Origin of the sequence: Pseudomonas sp. WS 5503 (genome assembly GCF_012985385.1) — a bacterium.
GTDB lineage: Bacteria > Pseudomonadota > Gammaproteobacteria > Pseudomonadales > Pseudomonadaceae > Aquipseudomonas > Aquipseudomonas paracarnis.
Genome location: NZ_JAAQWI010000002.1, coordinates 185,335 through 211,811, shown reverse-complemented (window position 1 = coordinate 211,811; position 26,477 = coordinate 185,335). Strand labels below are relative to the sequence as shown.

The following is a 26,477-nucleotide window of genomic DNA, read 5'->3' as shown; positions in this document are numbered from 1 at the left end:
GTCACAGGATGCATGCCCACGCGGAGCGTGGGAACGATCAGTTATGCGCCGCCAGGTCACGTGGCGCGATCGGCAGATTCCGCTGACCAGCTTTGAAGCGGCCTGCGGCGAAGCCAGCGTGACGGGCGAACGCTCGAGGAGGCGGCGGTGCAAGTGGGCGAGCAGGTGGCGAAGGTGCCGGACTTGATGGGGCTTGAAGCGCTGCTGGTAGAGTCCGGCCTGGCCTGACTGATCGTTCACACGCTCCGCGTGGGAATGCCGCCGGGGACGCTCCGCGTCCCGCCAGTCAGCATAAGGGTGACGCAGAGCGTCACAGGATGCATGCCCACGCGGAACGTGGGAACGATCAGTTATGCACGACCTACCATCAACGCAGGCAAGCCAGCTCCCACAGTTTGATCTTCGTTACTCCAGGCGTAACGGTTCGTCCTCCAGCTTGATTGATGCCTTAACGCTTCACTCCTAAGGTAAGCCCCACGACAGCAACCCCCCGTGGAGCGACCATGACAACAACCATCACCCCCGACTCGCGCTGGACGCGGCGGCGCGACGAGAAGCAGCGGCGGCTCGGGCTGGTCAAAAAATACGCAGACGGGGCGGTGTTGCCCAGTGACAAGATCGTCGAGGCCCTTGAAGCCTTGATCCTCCCCGGCGACCGCGTTGTGCTGGAGGGCAACAACCAGAAGCAGGCCGACTTCCTCTCGCGCTCCCTGGCCCAGGCCGACCCCGCCAAGCTCCACGATTTGCACATGATCATGCCCAGCGTGGGCCGTTCCGAGCACCTGGACCTGTTTGAAAAGGGCATTGCCCGTAAGCTGGATTTCTCTTTCGCTGGCACCCAATCCCTGCGCATCAGCCAGTTGCTGGAAGACGGCATGCTGGAGATCGGCGCGATCCACACCTACATCGAGCTCTATGCGCGGCTGGTGGTGGATCTGATCCCCAACGTGGTGCTCTCGGCCGGTTTCATGGCCGACCGTGCCGGTAACATTTACACCGGCGCCAGCACCGAAGACACCCCGGCGCTGATCGAACCCGCCGCCTTCAGCGATGGCATCGTCATCGTGCAAGTCAACCAGTTGGTGGATGACGTCACCGACTTGCCCCGCGTCGACATCCCCGCAAGCTGGGTCGATTTCGTGGTGGTGGCCGACAAGCCGTTCTACATCGAGCCGCTGTTCACCCGCGACCCGCGCCATATCAAGCCGGTGCATGTGCTGATGGCGATGATGGCGATCCGTGGCATCTACGAAAAACATAATGTGCAGTCGCTCAACCATGGCATTGGCTTCAACACCGCCGCCATCGAATTGATCCTGCCCACCTACGGCGAATCCCTGGGCCTCAAAGGCAAGATCTGCCGCAACTGGACCCTCAACCCGCACCCCACATTGATCCCGGCGATTGAAAGCGGTTGGGTAGAAAGCGTGCATTGCTTCGGCACCGAACTGGGCATGGAAAACTATATTGCCGCACGCCCGGATGTGTTCTTCACCGGCCGCGATGGCTCGATGCGCTCCAACCGCATGTTCTGCCAACTCGCCGGCCAATACGCCGTGGACCTGTTTATCGGCGCCACCCTGCAAGTGGATGGCGACGGGCATTCCAGCACCGTGACCCGTGGCCGCCTCGCCGGTTTCGGTGGCGCGCCGAACATGGGCCACGACCCACGCGGCCGCCGTCATGGCACACCGGCCTGGCTGGATATGCGCCACGACGATGCGCCTGAGGCCTTGCTTGAACGCGGCAAAAAACTCGTAGTGCAGATGGTCGAGACCTTCCAGGAAGGCGGTAAACCCACTTTCGTCGACACCCTGGACGCGGTGGAAGTGGCCCGCAAAAGCGGCATGCCCCTGGCGCCCATCATGATCTACGGCGACGACGTCACCCACTTGCTCACCGAAGAAGGCATCGCCTACCTGTACAAGGCACGCTCTCTGGAAGAACGTCAGGCGATGATCGCCGCCGTCGCCGGGGTGACCGCCATCGGTATGCGCCACAACCCCAAGGACACTGCGCGCATGCGCCGCGAAGGCTTGATTGCCTTGCCCGAAGACTTGGGTATTCGCCGCACCGACGCCACCCGCGAGTTGTTGGCCGCCAAGAGCGTGGCCGACCTGGTGGACTGGTCTGGTGGCCTCTACAACCCGCCCGCCAAATTCAGGAGCTGGTAAATGCGCGCGCTCAAACAGCATGAACTGAGCCTGGCCGATCGCCTGGCGGATATGGCCGTGGATGCGCTGATCGACGAAGCGGATTTGTCGCCTAAACCCGCTCTGGTAGACCGGCGCGGCAACGGCGCTCACAGCGATTTGCACCTGGGGCTGATGCACGCCTCGGCGCTGTCGCTGTGGCCGATGTTCAAGGAAATGGTCGAGGCCGCGCTCGACATCGGCGAAGTCGGCCTGCCCCTGCGCGAAGCGCTCGGGCGTATTGGCCGGGAAGGCGAGCAGGCCATGCTCGCCACCACCCAGGGCGTGAACACCCATCGCGGTGCGATCTGGGCGCTGGGTTTGCTCACTGCTGCGGCGGCCCTGGAGCCCCGCGCCATAACCCTGACCGCCGCCAAGCTGGCCCTGCTCAACGACCGCTTCGCCCCGCAGCCCATGAGCCATGGCGCCCAGGTTGCCCAGCGCTACGGCGCACGCGGCGCCCGTGAAGAAGCCCAGCTCGGCTTCCCTTCAGTGACGCAACGCGGCCTGCCGCAACTGCACAAGAGCCGCCGCGAAAACGCCGGTGAGCAGAACGCCCGGCTGGATACTTTGCTGGCGATCATGACGGACCTGGCAGACACCTGCGTGCTCTACCGCGCCGGTACCGAAGGCCTGGCTACCATGCAACAGGGCGCCCAGGCCGTGCTCGACGCCGGTGGCAGCGCAACCCTGGCCGGACGCCGCCAACTGCATGAACTGGACCTGCAACTGCTGGCCTTGAATGCCTCCCCCGGCGGCGCCGCCGACCTGTTGGCCGCCTGCCTGTTTATCGACCGCCTCGACGGAGCGTTGTGATGGAAACCTTATCCTTTGAATTCCCCGCCGGGCAGCCCCCCAAAGGCCGTGCGCTGGTGGGCTGCGTCGGCTCGGGCGACCTGGAAGTGCTGCTGGAGCCGGGCACGCCCGGCACCTTGACCATCCAGGTGCAAACCTCGGTCAATGGCGCGCAGCAACGCTGGCAGCACCTGTTCGAACGCATCTTCCAGGAGCAGACGCCACCGGCCCTGAACATTGATATCCACGACTTCGGTGCCACACCCGGTGTGGTGCGCTTGCGCCTGGAGCAAGGTTTCGAGGAGATCGGCCATGACTGACTTACTCGCTAAACACAGCTTTGTCGAACTTGGCGCCCGGCAGCGCGCCAAGGCGCTGTTGGATGCAGGCACCTTCCGCGAGTTGATCGACCCGTTCCAGCGGGTCATGTCGCCGTGGCTCAGCCGCCAGGGCGTGGTGCCCCAGGCCGATGATGGTGTGGTGATCGCCAAGGGCAGCATCGGCGCCAAGCCTGTGGTGATTGCCGCGATCGAAGGTAATTTCCAGGGCGGCAGCCTGGGTGAAGTTGGGGGTGCGAAAATCGCGGGCGCCTTGGAGCTGGCGGCCGAAGACAACCGCAACGGCGTCCCCACCTGCGCGGTGCTACTGCTGGAAACGGGCGGCGTGCGCTTGCAGGAAGCCAACCTGGGCCTGGCTGCCATTGCCGACATTCACGCGGCGATTGTCGACCTGCGCCAGTACCAGCCGGTGATCGGCGTGGTGGCCGGCAGTGTCGGTTGCTTTGGGGGCATGTCCATCGCGGCTGGCTTGTGCAGCTATCTGGTGGTGACTCGCGAAGCACGTCTGGGCTTGAACGGCCCCCAAGTGATCGAGCAGGAGGCTGGCCTGGAGGAATATGACTCCCGCGACCGCCCGTTTATCTGGAGCCTTACCGGCGGCGAGCAGCGCTTCAACAGTGGCTTGGCCGACCGTTATGTGACGGACGATGTGGCGCAGATCCAGCAGACTGTCAGCGCACTGCTGCAGCAGGGCGTGCCCACACAACCGCGCAGCCGGCGCGCTGATTTTTACCTGGCGCGCCTGGCCGAACTGGACGCGAGCGCGCAAATCGAGCCGGCGACTGTTCGCGCGCTGTATCAGGGAGAACGCTCATGAGAGGCTTGCAGTGGTTCAACGCATTGAGCGCCAACGCAACGCCCCTCGAAGGTTTGCCGGGCTCATTGAAAGTGGCGGACGGAGTATTGGGTGAACAGGCGGTGCGTTATATCGCCGTGGTTCCCGACCCGCAAAACCGTTTTCCCCGCGCCCGCCATGGCGAAGTCGGCCTGCTGGAAGGCTGGGGCTTGGCCAAGGCGGTGTACGAAGCCATCGCCCGGGGGGACAAACGGCCCATCATCGCTATCGTCGACGTACCCAGCCAAGCCTATGGCCGTCGCGAAGAAGCCCTCGGCATTCATCAGGCCCTGGCCGCCGCCGCTGACAGCTACGCTCGCGCCCGGCTCGCCGGCCACCCGGTGATCGCCCTGCTGGTGGGCAAGGCCATGTCGGGGGCGTTCCTCGCCCACGGCTACCAGGCCAATCGCCTGATCGCCCTGCGCGACCCGGGCGTGATGGTGCATGCCATGGGCAAAGCCTCGGCCGCCCGGGTGACCTTGCGCAGCGTCGAGGAATTGGAAACCCTGGCCGCCAGCGTGCCGCCGATGGCCTATGACATCGACAGCTATGCCAGCCTGGGCTTGCTGTGGGAGACGCTGACAGTCACCCAGATTGAACAGCCCACGGCGGATGACGTGGCGCGAGTCAGCGATTGCCTGGTGCAGGCAGTCAAGGATATCGGCAGTACCGACTTGAGCTCACGCCTTGGCGCCACCAACCGAGCCGCCTCCAGCCGAGTGCGCCAGCTGTTGCGGGAGCAATGGTGAACGCCCACGACTTGCTCTGGGGCATGACCCTGGCGCATCTGCCTGCCGATGCCCCGGCCTGGGTGCGGGACGCGATCCGTGCCGGGCATCCGGTAGTGGTGCGGCGTGCTATCGCCGAGCCGGGCCATGTGGCGGTCGGTGTGCGTGGGCGTTTGCGTGAGCAGCGTTTTGCCGCCCGGATGCCCGTGGCGGCGGTGCAACGGCGGGTGGCGCCGCAAGCTTTGCGAGCGGCGGTCTCACCACGGGATTTACCGGCGCTGCGGGCCCTCGATCAACTGCGGCCGGTGCTGGCGCCGCAAGATTGGGGCGTCAGCGGCAGTGCCGGGTTTGAATTGGCCAGTGGCATTGAAGCGCTGCATGCCAACAGTGATCTGGATTTGATCCTGTGCACGCCCAAGCCCCTGGATCGTAGCGAGGCGCGAGCGCTGTTGGCGATCCTGGACACCGCGCCTTGTGCCGTCGACCTGCAACTGCAAACCCCTTTCGGCGCCGTCGCGTTGCGCGAATGGGCCGGCCCCTCACGCCGTGTACTGCTCAAGACCGTCAGCGGTGCGCACCTTGTGCTCGACCCTTGGCAGGCCGTGGCATGAGCAGCCTTCTGGTGTTTCCGGGGCAGGGCGCCCAACGCAGCGGCATGCTCCAGGTGTTGCCGGCCAACATTCTGCAAGAGGCCAGCGATGCCCTGGGTGAAGACGTTCGTCGGCTCGACTCGGCGCAGGCGCTTGAATCGACGCGGGCTGTGCAACTGTGCCTGTTGATCGCCGGCGTGGCCCATGCCCGGCGATTAGAGTGCACGCCGGATTATGTGGCGGGCCTGTCCATCGGCGCCTACCCAGCCGCGGTGATGGCCGGGGCCCTGGACTTCGCTGATGCGATAAAACTGGTCAGCCTGCGTGGCGAACTGATGCAGCAGGCTTATCCACAGGGCTATGGCATGACGGCGCTGATCGGCCCTGATCTTTCCAGGGTCGAGGCCTTGCTGGCGGATATCCACAGCCCGCAAACGCCGGTGTACCTGGCCAATATCAATGCCGACAACCAGACCGTCATCGCCGGCAGCAACGAGGCGATGAAGCGAGTTGCCGAGCGCATCACAGGCAACGGTGTCGCCAAGCGCCTGGCCGTCAGCGTGCCGTCTCACTCCCCGTTGCTGGAGCAACCCGCCCAGGCACTGTTCCAAGCCTTCGTCCCACTCAAGGCGCCGCGCATTACTTACCTGAGCAGCACCCGCGCGCGACCTATCCACAACCCCGAACAACTGCGTGACGACCTGGCCTTCAATATGTGCCGCGTCGTCGATTGGCGCGGCACCGTGCAAAGCGCCTACGAGCGTGGTGTGCGCCTGCAAATCGAGCTGCCTCCGGGCGCGGTGCTCACCGGTCTGTCACGCCGTGTTTTTGAACAAGGCACGGTGATCGCCTGCGAAGGCGCCCGCCTGGACACCTTGCAGGCCCTGCTGCAAGAGGAGGAACGCCGCCACCGATAACGCAGTACCCAAGGCTTTCGAAGCACAAAAACAACAATTTCGAACGAGCACTTTGAGGACAACAACCATGATTATCTACGGTGTGGCTTTTTTGGCGTTCTGCACGCTGGCAGGGCTGTTTGTGGGTGAACTGCTGGGCAAGCTGTTGGGTATTCCGGCCAACGTCGGCGGGGTGGGTATTGCCATGCTGCTGTTGATCGGCCTGGGCAGCTACTTGAGCAAACGCGGCCTGTTTACCGGCAAGTCAGAGCAAGGCGTGAGTTTCTGGGCGGCGGTGTATATCCCGATTGTGGTGGCGATGGCTGCCCAGCAAAACGTGTATGGCGCCATCAGCGGTGGGCCTATGGCGATTCTGGCCGGGACCCTCGCCGTGGTGCTCGGCTTTGCCCTGGTGCCCGTGCTGGTGCGTATCGGTAACCGCGAGCCGGTTGCTCCTGTTCCCACCAAAGAAGCCGGGTGATCGCCATGTACGAATCGATGATGAAAGTGATCACCGGCTACGGCTTGATCAGTGGTTTCGCCGTGATCGGCCTGACCATGTGGGTGTCTTATTGGATCTCCGATACCTTCACCAAGGGCCGCCTGCATGGTTCGGCCATTGCCATTCTGCTGGGGTTGGCGCTGTCGTATGTGGGCGGTGCGTTTACGGGTGGTTCCAAGGGCGTGGTGGATATTCCACTGTTGTCGGGCATCGGCCTGCTGGGCGGTGCGATGCTGCGCGACTTTGCCATTGTCGCCACGGCCTTTGGCGTGAGTGTCGATGAGCTCAAACGCGCCGGCTTCGTGGGGGTGCTGGCGCTGTTTGTCGGCGTGGGCTCGTCGTTCGTTGCCGGGGTAGGGGTGGCGATGGCGTTCGGGTACACCGATGCGGTGAGCCTCACCACCATCGGCGCCGGGGCCGTGACCTACATCGTCGGCCCGGTGACCGGCGCGGCGATTGGGGCCAGCTCCGAGGTGATGGCGCTGTCCATTGCCGCGGGGTTGATCAAGGCCATTCTGGTAATGGTGATGACGCCGTTCGTGGCGCCGCTGATCGGGCTGAACAACCCACGCAGCGCGGTGATCTTCGGTGGCTTGATGGGCACCTCCAGCGGTGTGGCGGGCGGCCTGGCGGCGACTGATCCGAAGCTGGTGCCTTATGGGTGTTTGACGGCGGCGTTCTATACGGCGCTGGGGTGTTTGTTGGGGCCGTCGTTGTTGTTTTTGCTGATGCGTGGGTTGGTGGGCTGATAGGGGATGATCGTTCCCACGCTCCGCGTGGGAACGCCTCTTGTGACGCTCTGCGTCACGGTCAAAAAGCGGACGCGGAGCTTCCTAAGCTGCGCTCCCACGCAGAGCGTGGGAGCGATCGTCCTCAGCTTTGGCGATTGGCGTACATCCGACACTCCGCCAACAACGCCAGCAAGTTCGGATCGCGCTCCTTGGCTTTCAGGAACACCACACCGATCTGCTGTTGCAAGCGATACCTGGGCTGCAACGGTATCAGCTTCACGCGGTTCTCATACACCGCTGCGATACGTCCTGGCAGCAGCGCATAACCCACCCCTGAACTGACCATGCTCAGCAAGGTGAAGATATCGTTCACCTGCATCGCCACCTTCGGCTCGAACCCGGCCTGATGGAACACCCGGTTGCCGTCCTGATGCGTGGCGAAGCCCTGGGTGAGGGTGATGAAGGTGGCATCGCGCACGTCGGCCAGGTCGATTTCCTGATCGCGGTCCAGGGGCGAATCGGCCGGGGTGGCGAGGAAGATGTCATCGCTGAACAGCGCGATCTGCTCGCAGTCGGGGTCGTGGGCGTGTTCGTCGAGGGAGATGAGGATCGCGTCCACTTCCATGTTCTTGAGCTTATAGAGCAGGTCGAAGTTGGAGCCCAGGATCAGGTCGATATTCAGTTCGCTGCGCCGGATTTTCAGGCCCATGATCAATTGCGGCACGGTCTTGACCGTCAGCGAATACAGCGAGCCGAGCTTGAAACGTTCGGCCGAGAACCCAGCGGCTTCGCGGGTAAGGCGCACGCTGTCGACCACATCAGCCACCAGTTTCTGCGCACGCTCTTCGAGCACGTAGGCGCTTTCCAGCGGGGTGAGGTTGCGCCCTTCGTGTTTGAACAGCGGGCAGCGCAGGGCACTTTCCAGGGAGTGAATGGCGCGGTGCACGCTGACATTGCTGGTTTGCAACTCGGCGGCGGCGCGGGCCAGGTTGCCGGTGCGCATGAACGCCAGGAAGATCTCCAGCTTCTTGAGGGTGAATTCTTCGTCGATCAGCATGGCCTTGGGCTCTTGTTCGATTGCACTCGATTGTGCCCGTAAACGCGGCTGTCGTCGCCGGAACGTCACGTGCCGCTTGCACTCTGATGCGCAAGGCTGGACGCTTGTCCGCTTGTTCTTGAGGGTTACGGGAGGTCAGTGACAGATGTACCACGGGGAACGATTCAACGCCTGGAGCCATTTGCTCGGTGCAGTCGCGGCCTGTATTGGCGCCGTGTGGATGTTGGTAGTGGCGAGCCTGGACGGCAGCCCCTGGAAGATCGTCAGCGTGGCGATTTATGGCTTTACCCTGATGGTGCTGTACAGCGCGTCGACGGTTTACCACAGCGTGCGAGGCCGGCGAAAAGCGATCATGCAGAAGGTCGATCACTTTTCCATTTACCTGTTGATTGCCGGCAGCTATACGCCTTTCTGCCTGGTGACCCTGCGCGGGCCGTGGGGCTGGACGTTGTTCGGGATTGTGTGGGGGCTGGCGGTGATCGGCATCCTGCAGGAGATCAAGCCGCGTTCGGAGGCGCGGATTTTGTCCATCGTGATCTACGCCGTGATGGGCTGGATCGTACTGGTAGCGGTCAAGCCGCTGATGGCGGCGTTGGGTACGGCAGGGTTTATCTGGTTGGCGTCCGGTGGGGTGCTGTACACCGTAGGTATTATCTTTTTTGCCCTGGAGGATCGCTTGCGCCATTCCCACGGCATCTGGCATTTGTTTGTGATTGGCGGAAGCCTGCTGCATTTCGTGGCGATCATGCATTACGTGCTCTGATTGTGGGAGGGGGCAAGCCCGGCTCCCACACTTAAAGGCGTTCCAGTAGCACCTGGGCGCGGCGACCAAAAATCTCTAGCAACTTGGCCAGCATATGCGGTGGAGGTTCGTTGGCACGGGTCAGCGCGTAGAGGGTGATCGGCAGCGGCGGGGTGAGCGTTCGGATATGGGTGGTGGCCGTTGAAGCACCCAATGCTGTGAACGGATCGATCACGGTCAGGCCCGCGCCGGATTCGACCATCGCGCGGGCCAGTGAATAGGTCTGCACCGAGATCGTCACGCGTGGTGGCGGGTCGACGCTTTCCAGATAACTCTCCAGCTTGGCGGCCAGCGGGTCAGCGCTGGAGAGGCCGATCAAGGGCGCGCCGGCCAGTTCGGCCAACGGCAGGGGCTGATGCCGTTCGGCATCGGGCCAATAGCCTTTGGACGCCAATGCCACCAACACCCCGTTGGCCAATACTTGAGTGGTAAGCCCCGGATGCCCGGAAAAGTTGAGCGTCAGCGCCAGGTCGATCTCGCGCATCAACAGCTTTTGCACCAGCTCGTGGCTATGGTCACTGGACAGTTCACAGGCAATGTCCGGGTAATCGCGCTTCCATTCCAGGACCGCCGGCGGTAGCAGCGCCAGCGCCAGCGCCGGGATTGCGCCGATGCGAATGCTTTGTCCCGGTTCGCGGCGCAAACTTTTCGCCAGGCGCCGCACGCCTTGCAGGCTTGCGCTGACTTTCTCGACTTCGCGTTCCAGCGCCAGGGCTTCCGGGGTGGGTTGCAATTTACCCCGTACCCGCAGGAATAACGCAAAGCCCAACTGCAGCTCGGCGTGCTGCAGCACTTTGGTCACCGCCGGTTGCGAGACGTGCAGCAACTGCGCGGCGGCACTGATGGAGCCGGTCTGACGGATGGCCTGGAAGATTTCGATATGACGCAAGCGCATGGGGAGTCCCATAACCTTTGTTTATAGGTGAGCCATCTTTATTCATTGTCGGTGACCTGTCACCTGGCTCTACGCTGAGCGCTCTTAATCAACGGTTGGGGGCTGGGATGGCCAGGCAGGTTTGCATCATCGGCGGTGGGGTTATCGGCTTGGCCAGCGCTTATGCGTTGGTGCGGGCTGGCCATGAGGTCACGCTGATCGATGCCCGTGGTACCTTGGGCAGCGAAACCAGTTTTGCCAACGGTGGACAACTGTCCTATCGCTATGTTGCGCCACTGGCCGACGCGGGCGTGCCCTTGCAGGCAATCGGGTGGTTGCTGCGGGGCGACTCGCCCTTGAAGTTGCGACCCCGCCTTGACCCACAGCAATGGCGCTGGATGGCGGCCTTTATCGGCGCTTGCCGAGGTTCGGTCAACACGCGTAACGGTGCCCATCTTCTGCGCTTGGCTACCCTGAGTCAGGGCACGTTACAGCAGTGGCGCGAGGATGATCGCCTGGGCGGCTTCGACTGGCGGCGCAACGGCAAGCTGGTGATGTTTCGCAGTACCAGCACCTTCGAACATGCCCGCGCCAAGGTCACAAATTTCCTGCAGCAACAGGTGTTGTCGTCTGTTGAGTGCGCTCGCCTGGAGCCCGCACTGGCGGCCGGTGGCTTTGTCGGCGGCATCTACACGCCGAACGAGGAAGTGGGGGATTGCCACGCTTTTTGCCGGCAATTGGCGGCCCGGCTTGAGGCGTCGGGGCGTTGCAGGTTCTTGCTCGGGCGCAAGGTCACCGGGCTGCGCCATGCTGGCGGTGCGGTGCAGGCCATCGAACTGGGTGATGAGGTGATGCCAGTCGAGCAACTGGTCCTGGCGGCCGGTTATCGCAGCGCTGAGTTGGCACTGCCGGGGCTGTCACTGCCCTTATACCCGCTCAAGGGCTACAGCTTGAGCGCGCCGATTGGCCCGCAACACAAGGCGCCGAATGTGAGCATCACCGACTACGACCGCAAGATCGTCTACGCGCGCCTCGGCGAGCAACTACGGGTCGCGGCCATGGTGGATATTGTGGGATTCGATGCCGGCCTTGAGCCTTCGCGCTTGGCGTTGATAAAGCGCCAGGCAGTAGAGACATTTCCCCATGCAGCTGACTACGCACACGCGCTCGAATGGGCTGGCATGCGCCCGGCCACGCCAACGGGCGTGCCGCTGATTGGCGCCAGTCGCTATCGCAACCTGTGGCTGAACCTGGGCCACGGCGCGCTTGGCTTTACCCTGGCCTGCGGCAGCGGCCAATTGCTGGCCGAATTGATCGACCAGCGCACCCCTTCCATTGATATGCAGGGCCTGACGCCCCGCGCCGCTTGAGGATGCAGCCGTGACCATTACCCGAATCAACAGCAACGAACGACTCAGCGGTGCCGTGACGTTCAAGGAACTGGTGTTCCTTTCGGGCCAGGTGCCCGGCGACGGCCTGGATGTGGCCACCCAGACCCGGGAAGTGCTGGCCAGGATTGATACGCTGTTGGCCGAGGCGGGCAGCGATAAGGACCACTTGCTCAACGCGACGATCTACCTGAAGGACATCGCTGCCGGTTTTACGCCGATGAATGAAGTCTGGTCCGCATGGCTCTCGCCAGGCATGGCGCCCACGCGCACTACCTTGCAAGCAGAGCTGGCGCGGCCGAGTGTGCTGGTGGAAATCAGCGTGATTGCAGTCCGTAAATAACCTCAAAGACCCACGGAGAATAACAATGAAAACAATCCTGTTGACCGGCTGCGCGCTGGGGCTTTTGTTGAGCGCACAGGCCCATGCAACCGAAGCGCCACTGGAGGGCACTTTGAGCAAGATCGCCAGCGCCAAGTCCATCACCCTTGGCTACCGCGATGCGTCGGTGCCGTTTTCCTACGTGGGGGATAACAGTGGTAAACCGATGGGCTACTCGGTGGACCTGGCAAACAGGATTGTCGAGCGTATTCAGCAGAAAACCGCAGTGGGCGACCTCAAGGTGAAGTACAACCTGGTGACGTCCCAAACCCGCATCCCGCTGGTGCAGAACGGCACTGTCGACCTGGAGTGCGGGTCCACCGGCGTGACGGCTGAGCGCCAGAAGCAGGTGGCATTCTCCTACGAGTTTATCTACGTAAAGGGCCAGTTGCTCACGGCCAAGGACAGCGGGATCAAAGGCTTTGCCGACCTTGCGGGCAAGAATGTGGTGACCACTGCCGGCACCACCAATGAGCGCTTTCTCAAAAGTTATAACGCTGAACACAAAGCCAATATGTTCGTGATCAGCGCCAAGGACCATGGCGAAGCGTTCAAGATGCTCGAGACTGGCCGGGCGGTAGCGTTCTATATGGACGACGCGTTGCTCTACGGCGAGCGCGCCAAGGCCAAGGACCCGCATCACTGGGTGGTCGTCGGCGAGGAGCAGTCGCGGGAGATCTACAGCTGCATGGTGCGCAAGGATGACCCGCAGTTTCTCGCGGTGGTCAACGAAACCCTGGGCGAGCTGTACCGCTCGGGAGAGATCAACGGGATTTACCAGCGCTGGTTCGAGCAGCCGATTCCGCCCAAGGGCTTGAACCTGGAGTTCCCGATGACCAGCGAGTTGAAAGCGATCATCGCCAAGCCGGTGAGTGACCCAGTGGAGTAAGCCTGGGGTAACCCGATAAAACTGTGGGAGCAGGCAAGCCAGCTCCCACAGTTGATTGGGTTTACAGGGTGAGGTTAGAAGTCGCCCCAGAGTTGTTGGGCGATGGATAGTGCGACGACGGGCGCGGTCTCGGTACGCAACACCCGCGGGCCGAGGCGAGCGGCGTGGTAGCCGGCGCCCTGGGCGGTCTCGACTTCATTGTCGGTGAGCCCACCCTCGGGGCCGATCAAGAACGCCAGGCTCGATGGCTTGGCGTGGCTGATCATCGGTTCTGCCACCGGGTGCAGCACCAGCTTCAAATCCGCCTCGGTTTGCTTGAGCCAGTCTGCCAGCAAGAGCGGGGGGTGAATCACCGGCACCGTCGAACGCCCACATTGCTCACACGCACTGATTGCCACCTGGCGCCAGTGCAGCAAGCGCTTGTCGGCGCGTTCGTCCTTGAGGCGCACTTCGCAGCGCTCGCTGAAGATCGGTGTGATGGCATTGACGCCCAGTTCAGTGGCCTTCTGGATCGCCCAATCCATGCGCTCGCCCCGGGACAGGCCCTGGCCGAGGTGAATATGCAGGGGCGATTCGGCCTGGCCGGCAAAGCTATCCGTGAGTTGCACGGTGACGCGTTTTTTACCGACTTCCAGCAAGGTGCCACGAAACTCCTGGCCGGAGCCATCGAACAATTGCACGGCATCGCCTTCACTCATGCGCAGCACACGGCTGATGTAATGCGCCTGGGCTTCGGGCAGTTCGTGGTCACCGAGACTCAGCGGGGTGTCGGTGAAAAAGCGGGACAGTCTCATGTCTGTTCTCTGAAGAGGTTGTTTATGTAGGAGCGAGGGGGACGCCTAGTTCTTGCTCGCGAAAAATGTACATCCGACGCAGCGGTGCGCCTGGAATGCCTTCGCGAGCAAGCTCGCTCCTACAAGGATTTCGGCAATCAACCCGGATCACGGAAGCCCGGGTGAAAATCTTTGGGCACCGCCACACTGACCTTGCTGTTGGTGGCGATATCTATCCCCTCGCTGGCCACCTCGGCCAGAAAGTCGATCTGCTCCGGGGTAATCACATACGGCGGCAGGAAATACACCACGCTGCCCAGTGGCCGCAACAGCGCCCCGCGCTCCAGCGCGTGCTCGAAGACCTTCAGGCCACGGCGCTCCTGCCACGGGTAGGCGGCCTTGGTGGCTTTGTCCTGCACCATCTCGATAGCCAGCACCATGCCGGTCTGGCGCACTTCGGACACGTGAGGATGGTCGACCAAGTGCGCGGTGGCGGTCGCCATGCGCTGGGCCAGGGCCTTGTTGTTTTCGATGACGTTGTCTTCTTCAAAGATATCCAGCGTCGCCAACGCCGCCGCACAGGCCAGCGGGTTGCCTGTGTAGCTGTGGGAGTGCAGGAAGGCACGCAGGGTCGGGTAGTCGTCGTAGAAGGCGCTGTAGACCTCTTCGGTGGTGACCACGGCGGCCAGTGGCAGGTAACCGCCGGTGAGCGCCTTGGACAGGCACAGGAAGTCCGGGCGGATGCCGGCCTGTTCACAGGCGAACATGCTGCCGGTGCGGCCAAAGCCCACGGCGATCTCGTCGTGGATCAAGTGCACGCCATAGCGGTCGCAGGCTTCGCGCAGCAGCTTGAGGTACACGGGGTGGTACATGCGCATGCCACCGGCACCCTGGATCAGCGGCTCGACGATCACGGCAGCGACGGTGTCGTGATGCTCGGCCAGGGTCTGCTCCATCGCCAGGAACATGTTGCGCGAGTGTTCTTCCCAGCTCATGCCTTCGGGGCGCAGGTAGCAGTCCGGGCTCGGCACCTTGATAGTGTCGAGCAGCAACGCCTTGTAGGTCTCGGTAAACAGCGGCACGTCGCCCACCGACATCGCGGCGATGGTTTCGCCGTGGTAGCTGTTGGTGAGGGTGACGAAGCGCTTTTTGTTCGGCTGGCCGCGGTTGAGCCAGTAGTGGAAGCTCATCTTCAGCGCCACTTCGATGCAGGACGAACCGTTATCGGCGTAGAAGCAGCGGGTCAGCCCTTCGGGCGTCATCGCGACCAGGCGTTCGGACAGCTCGATCACCGGTTGATGGCTGAAACCGGCGAGGATCACGTGCTCCAGCTGATCGACCTGATCCTTGATACGCTGGTTGATCCGTGGGTTGGCGTGGCCGAATACGTTGACCCACCAGGAACTGACGGCATCGAGGTAGCGCTTGCCTTCGAAGTCTTCCAGCCATACGCCTTCACCGCGCTTGATGGGCACCAGGGGCAATTGCTGGTGGTCTTTCATCTGGGTGCAGGGATGCCACAGCACCGCGAGGTCGCGTTGCATCCACTGGTTATTCAAGCCCATCGGTGATCTCCTCGAAGCGGTCCTGCGGCGGGCGCAGGCGAAACAATCGCGCAAGCCTATGCAATGGTGGCTTGGGTCACAAGCCATTGTGGGGAAATTCGCGGTAAATGCAGGACGGTCTGTCACGTTTCCCAGGGATAGTCTTAATCCCTTGTTAATTTATGATGCCTAGCCTCGTTATCGTATTTTTCGATATTTCAAAGCAAAATTTTCCGCTTTAATTCGATAGGTAAAGCGCTAGTCTTGGGCACAGTTCTTACGGGATTAAGTACATGCAGCTACGTAATTCGCCGGCCCGCTATGGTTGGGTCAGCATGGTTCTGCACTGGGGTGTAGCCCTGGTGGTGTTCGGTTTATTTGCCTTGGGCTTGTGGATGGTCGGACTCGATTACTACAGCGCCTGGCGCAAAGATGCGCCCGACTTGCACAAGAGCATTGGCATCACGCTGTTCGCCATCATGCTGGTACGGATCGTCTGGCGCCTGGTCAGCCCGCCGCCTCCGCCGCTGGCCACCTATAGCCGCATGACGCGGATCGGTGCCGCATTTGGGCACGCGTTTCTTTATGTCGGGCTGTTTGCCGTGATGATTGCCGGTTACCTGATTTCCACCGCAGACGGTGTCGGTATTCCGGTGTTTGGCCTGTTTGAAATTCCTGCCGTGGTTTCCGGTCTACCGGACCAGGCAGATACCGCCGGTTGGGTGCACCTGTACCTCGCCTGGGTGTTGGTGGTCTTCGCTGGCTTGCACGGCGTGGCGGCACTGAAACACCATTTTATCGATCGTGATGCGACCCTTGCGCGAATGCTGGGACGCAAAGCCTGATGTTCAACCTCGACTCACAAGGAATAGAAAGCATGTTGAAAAAAACACTCGCTGCGCTGGCAATCGGTTCTGCCCTGCTGTCCGCAGGTTCGGCGATGGCCGCTGACTACGTGATCGACAAGGAAGGCCAGCACGCCTTCGTCGATTTCAAAATCAGCCACCTGGGTTACAGCTACATCACCGGTACCTTCAAGGACCTGGATGGCAAGTTCAGCTTTGACGCCGCCAAGCCCGAAGACGCCAAGATTGAAGTCAACGTGCGTACTGCCAGCGTGTTCTCCAACCACGCCGAGCGCGACAAGCACGTCAACAGCAAGGACTTCCTGGAGTCGGGCAAATTCCCTGATGCCAAGTTCGTTTCCACCAGCGTCAAGCCAACTGGCAAAAATGCTGATGGCAAGCTGACTGCTGATGTGACCGGGGACCTGACCTTCCACGGCGTGACCAAGCCGATCCTGGTCAAAGCCACGTTCCTGGGCGAAGGCAAGGATCCATGGGGCGGCTACCGTGCCGGCTTCGAAGGCACCACCAACATCAGCCGCAAGGAATTCAACAAAGACGGCATGGACGTAGGTCCACAGTCTGACAACGTGCAGTTGTACATCACGTTTGAAGGTGTGAAAGCGAAGTAATGCTTCGTATGTAGGAGCGAGCTTGCTCGCGAAGGCCGCAAGGACACCGCGTTAAACCAGGATGCCCGCGTTATCGTTGACGACCTTCGCGAGCTAGCTCCTACAGGCAAAAAAAACCCGTATCTCACGATACGGGTTTTTTTTATGCTTCGCGGTTGCGAGTCAGCAGCGCTGGTTTCTCACCACGAGGGCGGCCTGGCAGTTGATCCAACTGCTCAGGTGTCGGGAAGCGATCCGCTTTCGACTCCTTGTGGATGATCTTCGGCGCCGGGCCACCCCGTGGGTTTTGTACTGCAGGCTCGGACGAGCGAGGCTGATCGTCACGGGCAGGGCGGCGGTTGTTGCTGCGTGAATCTTCGCGACGGGCCTGGCCGTCACGCGGTGCGCCATTGCGCGGGCCGCTGCGCTTGGCAGGCGGGGTACCGGTGGTGCCGCCGCTGCTGTTGCGCGGGGCGTTCTGGCGACCGCCCTGTGGCTGGCCGCTACGTGGAGCGCCTGTGCCCTGGGCAGGAGCCCCTGGACGACGGCCACGGCCCTGGGCCGGTTTGGCCTGGGGCACGTAGTCGACGCGGTTACCGAAGTTATCGATATCGTCGTCAAGGAACTCGTCCGGGGCGCGGTCGGCCGCGGCGCGTGGCGGCTGGCTCGGCTGGCGCTGTTCGCGGGCCGGGGTGCCTTCACGGGGCTTCTGCTCACGAGCCGGGCGTTCGCCACGGCTGCTGGTCGCGGATTTTTCCTTGCCCTTGTCCTTGCCTTTGTCGCGACGACCACCGCCACCACCGCCGCCGTTCGGGCCATCGCCCTTCGGACCCCGTGGGTTGCGAGGGTTGCGCACATCCGGACGCTCGCGCGCTTCTGGCTTCTCGGCCTCCACGGCGCTGGCATCGAAGCCCATCAGGTCGCCATCGGCGATTTTCTGCTTGGTCATGCGCTCGATGCTTTTCAGCAGTTTTTCTTCGTCCGGCGCGACCAGCGAAATGGCCTCGCCCGAACGACCGGCACGGCCCGTACGGCCGATACGGTGCACATAGTCTTCATCGACGTTTGGCAGCTCGAAGTTGACCACGTGTGGTAACTGGTCGATATCCAGGCCGCGTGCGGCGATATCGGTGGCCACCAGGATACGCACGCTGCCGGCCTTGAAGTCGGCCAGGGCTTTGGTGCGCGCGTTCTGGCTCTTGTTGCCGTGGATGGCGACGGCGGTGAGGCCGTGCTTGTCCAGGTACTCGGCCAGGCGGTTGGCGCCGTGCTTGGTGCGGGTGAATACCAGCACCTGTTCCCAGGCACCCTGGGTGATCAGGTGCGCCAGCAGCGAGCGCTTGTGGCTGGCGGCAAGGCGGAACACGCGTTGCTCGATACGCTCGACCGTGGTGTTGGGCGGCGTGACTTCGATGCGCTCCGGGTTGTGCAGCAGCTTGCCGGCCAGGGCGGTGATGTCGTTGGAGAACGTTGCCGAGAACAGCAGGTTCTGACGTTTGGCCGGCAGGCGGGCGAGGACCTTTTTCACGTCATGGACAAAGCCCATGTCGAGCATGCGGTCGGCTTCGTCCAGCACGAGGATTTCCACGTGGGACAAATCGACGCTGCCTTGGCCGCACAGGTCGAGCAAGCGACCCGGGCAGGCCACCAGTACATCGACGCCACGGGACATGGCCTGAACCTGAGGGTTCATGCCGACGCCGCCGAAGATGCAGGCGCTGACGAACTTCAAGTCGCGGGCATACAGCTTGAAGCTGTCGTGCACCTGAGCGGCGAGTTCGCGGGTTGGGGTCAGGACCAGTACACGCGGTTGGCGCGGGCCGTGACGTTGGGATTTGTCCGGGTGACCGTTGGGAAACAACCGCTCCAGGATCGGTAGGGCGAAACCGCCGGTTTTACCAGTACCTGTCTGAGCCGCGACCATCAGGTCGCGACCTTGCAACACGGCGGGAATGGCCCGCTGTTGCACCGGAGTAGGCTCGGTATAGCCCGCTGCCTCGATGGCGCGGACTAAAGCCTCGGAGAGACCGAGGGAAGCAAAGGACATGAGTAATCCTGTTTTAGTTAGGGCTTGGCCCAAAGGGATAATCTTGCCGGGCGTGAATGGCGCTTAGGGGAGCGCAACCCCGTCCGGTCCTGCTGCGTCTGGCGGGCACTCCACCGGCTCGCGCGGGCTGCAAAGCTGCGCAGTAGCTGGGTTGGGTGCCGTTTTCAAGACCCGAGCGGCCGGGCGTAAGCCTGGCGGAAAGGCCGCAGTATAACAGAGCAATCACTGCGCGCTGCTTTCCTGCTGCTCAACGGCGTGTTCGGGGGCTGGTATGGGTGCCGTTTGCTCGTGCATCCGGCCATATTTGGCGCTCAATGTGGCATAGGCGGGCTCTTGCTTGAAGCGCTTGAGCTCGGCGGCAAAGCGTTGCACCAGCAGGTCCATGCCTGCGCCACGGCGTACCGCAAGAAATTGCTGCTGGCGGCTGACCACCACCGATGCCTGGCTGACTTTACCTTCCAGGCCCAGGGCCTTGAGCACGTGGTGCCCCACGCGCCGGTCAGTCACCACCATATCGACGCGCCCCAGCATGAGTTTGCCAAAGTTGGCTTCATGGCTGGGGGCGGGTTCGCGCTGGAAGGTGTTGGACTTACTGAACGCGTCGCCATAAAGGTAGCCAGGGGAAACGCCAACGGTCAGGCCGCGCAGGTCGTCGAGCGTGGCGGCGGGGTGAGGGCGTTCGTTGGCATAGAACAAGACAAATTCGACTTCCGACAACGGCTCGCTGGGATAGAGCAGCAACGCGTCGCGCTCCTGGCTGTGAAAGATATCCAGCGCGCCGTCGGCGTGGCCCTGCTCGAGCATCGCCAATCAGCGCTTCCAGGGCAGGAACTGCCATTGCACCTCCACCCCCAGGCGCTGGAACACGATCAGGGTGGTTTCATAATCCAGGCCGGCCATGGTGCCGTTGTCTTCGTAGACATAGGGCGCCCAGGGTTCGGTGACAATGCGCAGTTTCTCGCCATGAGCGGCCAGGCTCAGGCAAGAAAACAGCACAGCGGTCAACAGCTTGAAGAGGACGGGCATACCCTGAGGTTACGACGCTCCCCGAAGAAAGAGAAGCTCTGGCACGCGCATTGGCGGGCGGTCTTACTTCGCGGGAGCGTTCAGCAGGTGTTCGTGGATCGCGGCCCGGCGCTCACCCAGAATCAAACGCACCACGGGGTTGGCGAACCAGTGTTCCAACTGGTGGGCATCAATCGGGCGCTTCTGGCGTTCTTCCTGGTTTTGTCGGGCCTTGTCCCACCAAACCGGGCCGCACGCCTGGTCGAACTCGTTTTCGTGTTCGTAGCAGCCGTAGAGAATCTCGCGGATGAACTGTTGCTGATGCTTGGGCAGCAGCAGGGTGATCAGCTTGTACATCAAACGCTGCAAACGCGGCGGGCGCGGCAGGTGCGAGGAGACTTGGCGCGTATCGGCCAGGGCTTGCACACTGGTGGGCGCGCTGGCGTGCTTGGCGATCCACGCCTTGACCTTGGCCCGGAACAGCTGTTTGCGGCTCCAGTAGTGGTGGATCAGGTCCGGGCACTCGCGCACCTTGAGGGTACGGTAGGCGGCGATGGACAGGCAGAACTCTTCCAGGGTGTAGGCGCCCTGGGCGTGGGGGAACAGTTCATCCATCAACTCGATGGAGTGGTCGAGGATGTGCGCATCCTGTTGGGTCAGGCCCATGACGCCGGAGTTGAGGGTCATCATGTCATCGTCGGCCACGCCCATGTCCAGCAGGCGCTGGCGCAGGGCGGTGTAGAGGATGCTTTCGTGATTGTCGCCGTACTTGGTGTAGAAAGCGTTGCACAGCAGGGTGCCGGGCTGTACGCGTTCGAACAGGGCCATGGGCGAATGATGGAAGAAGGTGTCGGTGTCGATGAGCAATGCTACCGGGGATTCTTGCAGCACCTGGCGCAGCACCACGTGTTTGGTGCGAAAGTGATAGCCGTGGGGCTCGCTCCAGCGTTTGCGGGTGGCCTCGTCCAGCGGGCGGACGCGCACCGGCAGCAAGCGATAGGGTTCGGGGTTGTCGCTGAATACCTGAATGTCGATGTTCGCGTCCGGCGTGTCCTGCAGGAATGCCAGTGCGCTGGCGATGCTGAATACGGCTTCCTGATGGTAGGTGTCGGCGCCGAAGACCAGGTAGACCAGTTGCGGGCGGGACGTCGAGGGCACTGTATTCATGGACTGCGTGGTTCCGTGGGTAACGTAAAACGACAAAGGCCCTCGTCAGAACGAGGGCCTTGGTACAACCGGTCAAGCGTTAACGTGGCAGCTTGAGGTTGTTCCAGATGGCAAGGCTGGGTTCAGCCTGGTTCAGGGTATAGAAATGCAACCCTGGTGCACCACCTTGCAACAATTGCTCACACATCTCGGTGATGACCTGCTCGCCGAACGCCTGGATGCTTTTGACGTCATCGCCATAGGCTTCCAGTTGCTTGCGCACCCAGCGCGGGATCTCGGCACCGCAGGCGTCGGAGAAGCGCGCCAGCTTGCTGTAATTGGTGATCGGCATGATGCCCGGCACGATCGGGATGTTCACGCCCATCGCCCGTACACGCTCGACGAAGTAAAAGTAGCTGTCGGCGTTGAAGAAATACTGGGTGATCGCGCTGTCGGCGCCGGCATTGGCCTTGCGCACGAAGTTCTGCAAATCGTCTTCGAAATTGCGCGCCTGGGGGTGCATCTCCGGGTAAGCGGCTACTTCGACATGGAAGTGATCGCCACTTTCTTCGCGGATGAAGCTCACCAGGTCGTTGGCGTAGCGCAGCTCACCGCTGGCCATGCCCATACCCGATGGCAGGTCGCCACGCAGGGCAACGATGCGCTTGATGCCGGCGGCTTTGTATTGGGTCAGCAGGCTACGCAGGTCGGCCTTGCTGTCGCCCACGCAGGACAAATGCGGAGCGGCGGGAACTTTGACCTCACTTTCAAGCTGCAACACGGTGTTGATCGTGCGATCACGGGTCGAACCGCCAGCGCCGTAGGTGCAGGAGAAGAAGTCAGGGCTGAAGCTGGCCAACTGCTTGGCAGTTGCCATCAGTTTTTCATGCCCAGCATCGGTCTTGGTCGGGAAGAACTCGAAGCTGTAGCGACGGTCTTGGGACATGGTCATACCCTTGGAAACTCGAAAGCCTGGAAGGCATACACAATCGATGCGGGTGCCTGGCTTTCTGTGGGAGCTGGCTTGCCTGCGATAGCATCAGCTCGGTGTTACTGGAACACCGAGGCGTCTGCATCGCGGGCAAGCCCGGCTCCCACAGAAGAGCCGGCGCCAGCAAGGCCGATCAGTAGCGGTAAGCGTGCGGCTTGAACGGGCCTTCAACCGTCACGCCGATGTAGTCGGCCTGGGTCTTGGTCAGTTGAGTCACCACGCCGCCGAAGCCGCGGACCATTTCCAGGGCCACTTCTTCGTCGAGTTTCTTCGGCAGTACTTCCACAGTCAGGCGCTCGGCTTTCTGGGCTGGCGACAGGTCGGCGTACTTTTGTTCGAACAGGAAGATCTGCGCCAGCACCTGGTTGGCGAACGAGCCATCCATGATGCGGCTTGGGTGACCAGTGGCGTTGCCCAGGTTCACCAGGCGGCCTTCGGCCAGCAGGATCAGGTAGTCATCGTTCTGTGGGTCGAAATCACCAGCGCCGGTACGGTGAACCTTGTGTACCTGCGGCTTCACTTCTTCCCATGCCCAGTTCTTGCGCATGAAAGCGGTGTCGATCTCGTTGTCGAAGTGACCGATGTTGCAGACAACGGCGCGCTTCTTCAGGGCCTTGAGCATGTTCGCATCGCACACATTCACGTTACCGGTGGTGGTGACGATCAGGTCGATCTTGCCCAGCAGGGCTTTGTCGATGCTGGCTTCGGTGCCGTCGTTCTGGCCGTTGATGAACGGCGAAACCACTTCGAAACCGTCCATGCAGGCTTGCATGGCGCAGATCGGGTCGACTTCGGAGACCTTGACGATCATGCCTTCCTGACGCAGGGACTGGGACGAACCCTTGCCCACGTCACCGTAGCCGATCACCAGGGCTTGCTTGCCGGACAGCAGGTGGTCGGTGCCGCGCTTGATCGCATCGTTCAGGCTGTGACGGCAGCCGTACTTGTTGTCGTTCTTGCTCTTGGTCACCGAGTCATTGACGTTGATGGCCGGGATTTTCAGCTCGCCCTTGGCCAGCATGTCCAGCAGGCGGTGTACGCCGGTGGTGGTCTCTTCGGTCACGCCGTGGACGCGGTCGAGGATCTGCGGGTATTTCTTGTGCAGCAACTCGGTGAGGTCGCCGCCGTCGTCAAGGATCATGTTGGCATCCCAAGGTGCGCCATCTTTGAGGATGGTTTGCTCCAGGCACCACTCGTACTCTTCTTCGGTCTCGCCTTTCCAGGCGAATACCGGGATACCGGCAGCAGCGATAGCGGCAGCGGCCTGGTCTTGAGTCGAGAAGATATTGCAGGACGACCAACGCACTTCGGCACCCAGGGCAACCAGGGTTTCGATCAGCACGGCAGTCTGGATAGTCATGTGGATGCAGCCGAGAATCTTGGCGCCCTTGAGCGGCTGCTCAGCGGCGTACTTGCGACGCAGGCCCATCAGGGCTGGCATTTCGGATTCGGCGATAAAGGTTTCGCGACGGCCCCAGGCAGCAAGGGACATGTCGGCGACTTTGTAGTCGTTGAAATCTGCAGGCGTCATTACAGCGCTCATAGAGAGCCTCCATTCGTAGTGTGCGAATGGGCGCCGTTGTGCGTTTAGTATCAGGCCAGGGCAACCAGGCCGGACAACGCCCCATCCGAGCCTGACAGGTTGAACCTGCTGCAGCGCCCCTCGGACAGGTGGCGGGAGAACGGTGGTGGCCGTTCTGAATCGGGGGCGATTATAACGGCCTATGACCGGCAAGTGGCAAGTGGCAAGCTACAAGCGGCAAGTTAAAGCGAATCGGCTTTTACTTGCAGCTTGTCGCTTGAAACTTGAAGCTGGGGGGTGAAATCTATCGTTCAAACAGCTCGGAGCTCGTCCCCCCATGAACTTCCACACCCGCAAATGGGTAAAACCCGAAGACCTCAACCCCAACGGCACACTGTTCGGCGGCAGCCTGTTGCGCTGGATCGACGAAGAAGCGGCCATCTACGCCATTGTCCAACTCGGCAACCAGCGCGTGGTCACCAAGTACATCTCGGAAATCAACTTTGTCAGCGCCTCGCGCCAGGGCGACATCATCGAGCTGGGGATCACGGCCACCGAGTTTGGTCGTACCTCTATTACCCTGACCTGTGAAGTGCGTAACAAGATCACGCGCAAAAGCATCCTGACGGTAGAAAAAATGGTCTTCGTCAACCTCGGCGAAGACGGTTTGCCAGCGCCTCACGGCCGTACAGAGATCAAGTACGTCAAGGATCAGTTCCAGGAAGACGGCCTCAGCGAGTAATCCCGCGCAGGACCAGTGAACGCTCTTCATCAACCATAGGTCGTACCTGAACATCGCCCCCCGTTCAGGTATCACCATGGCTACGCAAGAAGACGGCAAGACCCCCAACCTGTCCCAGGAAGAGCAGCAGGACGTCGACAAGAACCAGCCGCCCCGCGCAGCGGTATTGCACGAAATCATTCGTACCCAGGGCGACCAGGAGCTGGAGCGCAGTGTCGCCGCGTTGTGGTGGTCGGCATTGGCCGCCGGGCTGACCATGGGTTTGTCACTGATGGCCATGGGGCTGCTCAATTCACGCCTGCCTGAGGGCGAAGCCTTCAAGGTAATTGCCAGCTTCGGCTACTGCGCGGGCTTCCTCGCGGTGATCCTGGCACGCCAGCAACTGTTTACCGAAAACACCCTGACCGCCGTGCTACCGGTGATGAGCAAGCCAACCCTGGCGAATGCCGGGCGTCTGTTGCGGCTGTGGTCAGTGGTGCTGGTGGGCAACCTGTGTGGCACCTTGCTGGTGGCTTACGTGATGCTGCACCTGCCGATCTTCGATACCAAGACCGACCTGGCCTTCCTCGAGATCGGGCGCAAGGTCATGGAGAACGACCCCGCGCAGATGTTCGCCAAGGGCATCGTCTCCGGTTGGATGATCGCCACCATGGTCTGGATGATCCCGTCGATGGAGAGTGCCAAGCTGTGGATCATCATTCTGATCACCTACTTCATGGCTCTGGGTGACTTCACCCATATCGTCGTCGGTTCAGCCGAAGTGTCCTACCTGGTATTTGCCGGCGAGTTGCCATGGAAGGATTTCTGGCTGGTCTTCGCCGGGCCGACCCTGGCCGGCAACATCATCGGCGGCAGTTTCATCTTCGCGTTGATCAGCCATGCGCAGGTTCGCAGCGAAAGCAGCCTGCCAGGTAAAAAGGCTGCGGACCCGAGGCATCCGCAGCAGATCAACAAGGATCAGTGATGCTCAGGCGTGGCCTGGGGTTCGTCCCGGGTCACGTGCTTGACCAGCTTGCCGATGCTCAACCCCTGCAACAGGATCGAAGACAGCACCACGATGTAGGTGATGCTCAGCAACAAGTCACGCTCCGGGCCCAGAGGCAGGGCCAAGGCCAGTGCCACCGAAACCCCGCCGCGCAAGCCACCCCAGGTAAGGATACGGATAGTGCCGCGCGGTACCGTGCGCCAACGGCGCAGCAACAGGATCGCCGGGGCCACGGTCAGCAGGCGCGAGAGCAGGATCGCCACTGCCAGCAGGCTGGCCGCGAACACATGCAGCCAGTTGAATGGCAGTAGCAGCAGCTCCATGCCGATCAGCGCAAACAGCAAGGCATTGAGCATGTCATCGAGCAGTTCCCAGAAACCATCCAGGTAGCGACGCGTCATGTCGTTCATCGCCAGTTTGCGCCCCAGGTTGCCGATGATCAGCCCCGCGACCACCATCGCAATCGGTGCGGACACATGCAGCTCCGAGGCCATGGCCGAGCCGCCGATCACCAGGGCGAGGGTCAGCATGACTTCGATCTGGTGCTGTTCGATGCTCTTGATCATCAGGTACACGAGATAGCCGATCAGCCCGCCAAACAGCACGCCGCCAATGGCTTCGTGGGCAAACAGCATGGCCGTGGCGCTCACGGTGGGCGTCTCACCCAACTGCGCGATACCCAGCAGCACGGTAAACACCACCACGGCGGTGCCGTCATTGAACAGCGACTCGCCGACGATGGTGGTTTTCAGCGGTTTGGAGGCATTGGCGGTCCGTAGCACGCCGAGCACCGCAATGGGATCGGTAGGGGATATCAGCGCACCGAACAGCAGGCAGTAAAGGAAACTCACGTGCCAGCCAAACAGGGCGAAGATGTAGTACGCCAGGCTGCCGATGACCACGGTGGCGATCAATACGCCAAAGGTTGCCAGCAGGCCGATGGGCCAGCGGTAGCTGCGCAAGTCGTTCAAGTTGACGTGCAAGGCGCCGGCGAACAGCAGGAACGACAGCATCCAGTTCATCAGCAAATCGCCGAAGTCGATCTGGCCGATCAACTGCTGGATACGTTCTTCCAGGCCTGGGTAGCCGAGCACGCTCAGGCCTTGCAGGATCAGCGAGAACAACAGTGCGGTGACCATCACGCCAATGGTGGGCGGCAGGCCGATAAAGCGGAAGTTCACATAAGTGAGCAGGGTGGTGAGGCAGATGAAGGCGGCGACAAGTTCAAGCATCCGGGGTCCTTGGAGCAGGGAAATATAGGCGCACG

Annotated in this window: 26 protein-coding genes, 2 pseudogenes and 1 riboswitch; of the genes and pseudogenes, 18 read left to right on the top strand and 10 right to left on the bottom strand. The window is 61.8% G+C overall.

From position 1 onward, the window contains the following. Positions 1-49 precede the first annotated feature (49 nt). The 10 genes and pseudogenes from HBO10_RS06715 to madM form a co-directional block, all read left to right on the top strand. A pseudogene (locus HBO10_RS06715) lies at positions 50-228 on the top strand (chemotaxis protein CheW); the annotation flags it as partial. 275 nt (positions 229-503) lie between these two features. Continuing rightward, positions 504-2,174: a malonate decarboxylase subunit alpha gene (gene mdcA / locus HBO10_RS06710; protein ID WP_034128931.1), complete on the top strand. Its 1,671-nt coding sequence runs from the start codon at positions 504-506 to the stop codon at positions 2,172-2,174. Continuing rightward, positions 2,175-3,008: a triphosphoribosyl-dephospho-CoA synthase gene (locus HBO10_RS06705; RefSeq protein ID WP_034128930.1), complete on the top strand. Its 834-nt coding sequence runs from the start codon at positions 2,175-2,177 to the stop codon at positions 3,006-3,008. Beyond that, the gene (locus tag HBO10_RS06700; protein ID WP_014720312.1) at positions 3,008-3,307 is read left to right on the top strand and encodes a malonate decarboxylase subunit delta; all 300 of its coding nucleotides are present in this window, start codon (positions 3,008-3,010) and stop codon (positions 3,305-3,307) included. The genes HBO10_RS06705 and HBO10_RS06700 overlap by 1 nt, the downstream gene beginning before the upstream one ends. Next, on the top strand, positions 3,300-4,142 hold the full coding sequence (locus tag HBO10_RS06695; RefSeq protein ID WP_034128929.1) for a biotin-independent malonate decarboxylase subunit beta: 843 nt from the start codon (positions 3,300-3,302) through the stop codon (positions 4,140-4,142). The genes HBO10_RS06700 and HBO10_RS06695 overlap by 8 nt, the downstream gene beginning before the upstream one ends. After that, a complete protein-coding gene (mdcE, locus tag HBO10_RS06690) occupies positions 4,139-4,909 on the top strand; it encodes a biotin-independent malonate decarboxylase subunit gamma (RefSeq protein WP_034128928.1) in 771 nt (256 codons plus the stop codon). The genes HBO10_RS06695 and mdcE overlap by 4 nt, the downstream gene beginning before the upstream one ends. After that, entirely contained in the window at positions 4,903-5,499 is a 597-nt protein-coding gene (locus HBO10_RS06685) for a malonate decarboxylase holo-ACP synthase (protein WP_034128927.1), read from the top strand. Before mdcE ends, HBO10_RS06685 begins: the two co-directional genes overlap by 7 nt. After that, on the top strand, positions 5,496-6,395 hold the full coding sequence (mdcH, locus tag HBO10_RS06680) for a malonate decarboxylase subunit epsilon (protein ID WP_034128926.1): 900 nt from the start codon (positions 5,496-5,498) through the stop codon (positions 6,393-6,395). Before HBO10_RS06685 ends, mdcH begins: the two co-directional genes overlap by 4 nt. A gap of 67 nt (positions 6,396-6,462) precedes the next feature. Next, entirely contained in the window at positions 6,463-6,855 is a 393-nt protein-coding gene (gene madL, locus HBO10_RS06675) for a malonate transporter subunit MadL (protein WP_032894763.1), read from the top strand. A gap of 5 nt (positions 6,856-6,860) precedes the next feature. After that, entirely contained in the window at positions 6,861-7,625 is a 765-nt protein-coding gene (gene madM / locus HBO10_RS06670) for a malonate transporter subunit MadM (protein ID WP_032897715.1), read from the top strand. Positions 7,626-7,749: 124 nt separating this feature from the next. On the opposite strand, the gene HBO10_RS06665 is transcribed toward madM, so the two are convergent. Continuing rightward, positions 7,750-8,664 carry a LysR substrate-binding domain-containing protein gene (locus HBO10_RS06665; protein WP_014720307.1) on the bottom strand — a complete coding sequence of 305 codons (915 nt, stop codon included), beginning with the start codon at positions 8,662-8,664 and terminating at the stop codon, positions 7,750-7,752. A 145-nt stretch (positions 8,665-8,809) separates the two neighbouring features. On the opposite strand from HBO10_RS06665, the gene HBO10_RS06660 reads away from it, so the two are divergent. Next, the gene (locus tag HBO10_RS06660) at positions 8,810-9,427 is read left to right on the top strand and encodes a hemolysin III family protein (RefSeq protein WP_003195019.1); all 618 of its coding nucleotides are present in this window, start codon (positions 8,810-8,812) and stop codon (positions 9,425-9,427) included. 31 nt (positions 9,428-9,458) lie between these two features. Here HBO10_RS06660 and HBO10_RS06655 read toward each other — a convergent pair whose 3' ends face one another. Then, positions 9,459-10,361, bottom strand: a complete 903-nt coding sequence (locus tag HBO10_RS06655; RefSeq protein ID WP_034128925.1) for a LysR family transcriptional regulator — start codon at positions 10,359-10,361, stop codon at positions 9,459-9,461. A gap of 107 nt (positions 10,362-10,468) precedes the next feature. On the opposite strand from HBO10_RS06655, the gene HBO10_RS06650 reads away from it, so the two are divergent. Genes HBO10_RS06650 through HBO10_RS06640 form a run of 3 tightly spaced genes read left to right on the top strand, consistent with a single transcriptional unit; the run spans position 10,469 to position 12,999 of the window. Further along, the gene (locus tag HBO10_RS06650; protein WP_034128924.1) at positions 10,469-11,710 is read left to right on the top strand and encodes a D-amino acid dehydrogenase; all 1,242 of its coding nucleotides are present in this window, start codon (positions 10,469-10,471) and stop codon (positions 11,708-11,710) included. Positions 11,711-11,720: 10 nt separating this feature from the next. Then, the gene (locus tag HBO10_RS06645; protein ID WP_034128923.1) at positions 11,721-12,071 is read left to right on the top strand and encodes a RidA family protein; all 351 of its coding nucleotides are present in this window, start codon (positions 11,721-11,723) and stop codon (positions 12,069-12,071) included. 25 nt (positions 12,072-12,096) lie between these two features. After that, positions 12,097-12,999 carry a transporter substrate-binding domain-containing protein gene (locus HBO10_RS06640; protein WP_034128922.1) on the top strand — a complete coding sequence of 301 codons (903 nt, stop codon included), beginning with the start codon at positions 12,097-12,099 and terminating at the stop codon, positions 12,997-12,999. A gap of 74 nt (positions 13,000-13,073) precedes the next feature. Here HBO10_RS06640 and HBO10_RS06635 read toward each other — a convergent pair whose 3' ends face one another. Together HBO10_RS06635 and HBO10_RS06630 are read right to left on the bottom strand one after the other, a co-directional pair. Then, positions 13,074-13,793: a 16S rRNA (uracil(1498)-N(3))-methyltransferase gene (locus tag HBO10_RS06635; protein WP_034128921.1), complete on the bottom strand. Its 720-nt coding sequence runs from the start codon at positions 13,791-13,793 to the stop codon at positions 13,074-13,076. Between the two features lie 137 nt (positions 13,794-13,930). Then, entirely contained in the window at positions 13,931-15,337 is a 1,407-nt protein-coding gene (locus tag HBO10_RS06630) for an adenosylmethionine--8-amino-7-oxononanoate transaminase (protein ID WP_034128920.1), read from the bottom strand. A 272-nt stretch (positions 15,338-15,609) separates the two neighbouring features. On the opposite strand from HBO10_RS06630, the gene HBO10_RS06625 reads away from it, so the two are divergent. Together HBO10_RS06625 and HBO10_RS06620 are read left to right on the top strand one after the other, a co-directional pair. Then, the gene (locus HBO10_RS06625) at positions 15,610-16,161 is read left to right on the top strand and encodes a cytochrome b (protein ID WP_019817734.1); all 552 of its coding nucleotides are present in this window, start codon (positions 15,610-15,612) and stop codon (positions 16,159-16,161) included. A gap of 32 nt (positions 16,162-16,193) precedes the next feature. Continuing rightward, positions 16,194-16,793 (top strand): YceI family protein, encoded by a 600-nt coding sequence (locus HBO10_RS06620; RefSeq protein ID WP_014720298.1) that lies wholly within the window; start codon positions 16,194-16,196, stop codon positions 16,791-16,793. Between the two features lie 142 nt (positions 16,794-16,935). Here HBO10_RS06620 and HBO10_RS06615 read toward each other — a convergent pair whose 3' ends face one another. From HBO10_RS06615 to ahcY, 5 genes and pseudogenes are all read right to left on the bottom strand, one after another. After that, positions 16,936-18,819, bottom strand: a complete 1,884-nt coding sequence (locus HBO10_RS06615; protein ID WP_034128919.1) for a DEAD/DEAH box helicase — start codon at positions 18,817-18,819, stop codon at positions 16,936-16,938. A gap of 222 nt (positions 18,820-19,041) precedes the next feature. Further along, a pseudogene (locus tag HBO10_RS06610) lies at positions 19,042-19,845 on the bottom strand (transporter substrate-binding domain-containing protein). A gap of 63 nt (positions 19,846-19,908) precedes the next feature. Then, positions 19,909-20,991, bottom strand: coding sequence for a hypothetical protein (locus HBO10_RS06605; protein WP_034128917.1), 1,083 nt, complete (start codon positions 20,989-20,991; stop codon positions 19,909-19,911). Positions 20,992-21,070: 79 nt separating this feature from the next. After that, complete coding sequence (gene metF / locus HBO10_RS06600) at positions 21,071-21,916, bottom strand: methylenetetrahydrofolate reductase [NAD(P)H] (protein WP_034129073.1); 846 nt, start codon at positions 21,914-21,916, stop codon at positions 21,071-21,073. A gap of 178 nt (positions 21,917-22,094) precedes the next feature. Next, a complete protein-coding gene (gene ahcY, locus HBO10_RS06595) occupies positions 22,095-23,504 on the bottom strand; it encodes an adenosylhomocysteinase (RefSeq protein ID WP_034128916.1) in 1,410 nt (469 codons plus the stop codon). Between the two features lie 21 nt (positions 23,505-23,525). Further along, positions 23,526-23,632: riboswitch (S-adenosyl-L-homocysteine riboswitch) on the bottom strand. A gap of 188 nt (positions 23,633-23,820) precedes the next feature. On the opposite strand from ahcY, the gene HBO10_RS06590 reads away from it, so the two are divergent. Then, complete coding sequence (locus tag HBO10_RS06590) at positions 23,821-24,225, top strand: hotdog domain-containing protein (protein ID WP_034128915.1); 405 nt, start codon at positions 23,821-23,823, stop codon at positions 24,223-24,225. Positions 24,226-24,301: 76 nt separating this feature from the next. Then, a complete protein-coding gene (locus HBO10_RS06585; RefSeq protein ID WP_034128914.1) occupies positions 24,302-25,189 on the top strand; it encodes a formate/nitrite transporter family protein in 888 nt (295 codons plus the stop codon). Here the strand turns inward: HBO10_RS06585 and HBO10_RS06580 are convergent. Then, the gene (locus HBO10_RS06580; RefSeq protein WP_034128913.1) at positions 25,183-26,442 is read right to left on the bottom strand and encodes a sodium:proton antiporter; all 1,260 of its coding nucleotides are present in this window, start codon (positions 26,440-26,442) and stop codon (positions 25,183-25,185) included. The genes HBO10_RS06585 and HBO10_RS06580 overlap by 7 nt on opposite strands. Positions 26,443-26,477: the final 35 nt, after the last annotated feature.

Excerpts from the sequence above, each read along its gene's own strand:
- HBO10_RS06695 (WP_034128929.1), top strand. The coding sequence starts at position 3,300 with ATGACTGACTTACTCGCTAAACACAGCTTTGTCGAACTTGGCGCCCGG.
- HBO10_RS06620 (WP_014720298.1), top strand. The coding sequence starts at position 16,194 with ATGTTGAAAAAAACACTCGCTGCGCTGGCAATCGGTTCTGCCCTGCTG.
- HBO10_RS06655 (WP_034128925.1), bottom strand. The coding sequence starts at position 10,361 with ATGCGCTTGCGTCATATCGAAATCTTCCAGGCCATCCGTCAGACCGGC.
- HBO10_RS06660 (WP_003195019.1), top strand. The coding sequence starts at position 8,810 with ATGTACCACGGGGAACGATTCAACGCCTGGAGCCATTTGCTCGGTGCA.
- HBO10_RS06705 (WP_034128930.1), top strand. The coding sequence starts at position 2,175 with ATGCGCGCGCTCAAACAGCATGAACTGAGCCTGGCCGATCGCCTGGCG.
- metF (WP_034129073.1), bottom strand. The coding sequence starts at position 21,916 with ATGTCCCAAGACCGTCGCTACAGCTTCGAGTTCTTCCCGACCAAGACC.
- HBO10_RS06605 (WP_034128917.1), bottom strand. The coding sequence starts at position 20,991 with ATGAATACAGTGCCCTCGACGTCCCGCCCGCAACTGGTCTACCTGGTC.
- HBO10_RS06700 (WP_014720312.1), top strand. The coding sequence starts at position 3,008 with ATGGAAACCTTATCCTTTGAATTCCCCGCCGGGCAGCCCCCCAAAGGC.
- mdcE (WP_034128928.1), top strand. The coding sequence starts at position 4,139 with ATGAGAGGCTTGCAGTGGTTCAACGCATTGAGCGCCAACGCAACGCCC.
- HBO10_RS06640 (WP_034128922.1), top strand. The coding sequence starts at position 12,097 with ATGAAAACAATCCTGTTGACCGGCTGCGCGCTGGGGCTTTTGTTGAGC.
- HBO10_RS06615 (WP_034128919.1), bottom strand. The coding sequence starts at position 18,819 with ATGTCCTTTGCTTCCCTCGGTCTCTCCGAGGCTTTAGTCCGCGCCATC.
- HBO10_RS06685 (WP_034128927.1), top strand. The coding sequence starts at position 4,903 with ATGGTGAACGCCCACGACTTGCTCTGGGGCATGACCCTGGCGCATCTG.
- HBO10_RS06625 (WP_019817734.1), top strand. The coding sequence starts at position 15,610 with ATGCAGCTACGTAATTCGCCGGCCCGCTATGGTTGGGTCAGCATGGTT.
- HBO10_RS06585 (WP_034128914.1), top strand. The coding sequence starts at position 24,302 with ATGGCTACGCAAGAAGACGGCAAGACCCCCAACCTGTCCCAGGAAGAG.
- ahcY (WP_034128916.1), bottom strand. The coding sequence starts at position 23,504 with ATGAGCGCTGTAATGACGCCTGCAGATTTCAACGACTACAAAGTCGCC.
- HBO10_RS06665 (WP_014720307.1), bottom strand. The coding sequence starts at position 8,664 with ATGCTGATCGACGAAGAATTCACCCTCAAGAAGCTGGAGATCTTCCTG.
- madM (WP_032897715.1), top strand. The coding sequence starts at position 6,861 with ATGTACGAATCGATGATGAAAGTGATCACCGGCTACGGCTTGATCAGT.
- mdcA (WP_034128931.1), top strand. The coding sequence starts at position 504 with ATGACAACAACCATCACCCCCGACTCGCGCTGGACGCGGCGGCGCGAC.
- mdcH (WP_034128926.1), top strand. The coding sequence starts at position 5,496 with ATGAGCAGCCTTCTGGTGTTTCCGGGGCAGGGCGCCCAACGCAGCGGC.
- HBO10_RS06635 (WP_034128921.1), bottom strand. The coding sequence starts at position 13,793 with ATGAGACTGTCCCGCTTTTTCACCGACACCCCGCTGAGTCTCGGTGAC.
- HBO10_RS06590 (WP_034128915.1), top strand. The coding sequence starts at position 23,821 with ATGAACTTCCACACCCGCAAATGGGTAAAACCCGAAGACCTCAACCCC.
- HBO10_RS06630 (WP_034128920.1), bottom strand. The coding sequence starts at position 15,337 with ATGGGCTTGAATAACCAGTGGATGCAACGCGACCTCGCGGTGCTGTGG.
- HBO10_RS06650 (WP_034128924.1), top strand. The coding sequence starts at position 10,469 with ATGGCCAGGCAGGTTTGCATCATCGGCGGTGGGGTTATCGGCTTGGCC.
- HBO10_RS06580 (WP_034128913.1), bottom strand. The coding sequence starts at position 26,442 with ATGCTTGAACTTGTCGCCGCCTTCATCTGCCTCACCACCCTGCTCACT.
- madL (WP_032894763.1), top strand. The coding sequence starts at position 6,463 with ATGATTATCTACGGTGTGGCTTTTTTGGCGTTCTGCACGCTGGCAGGG.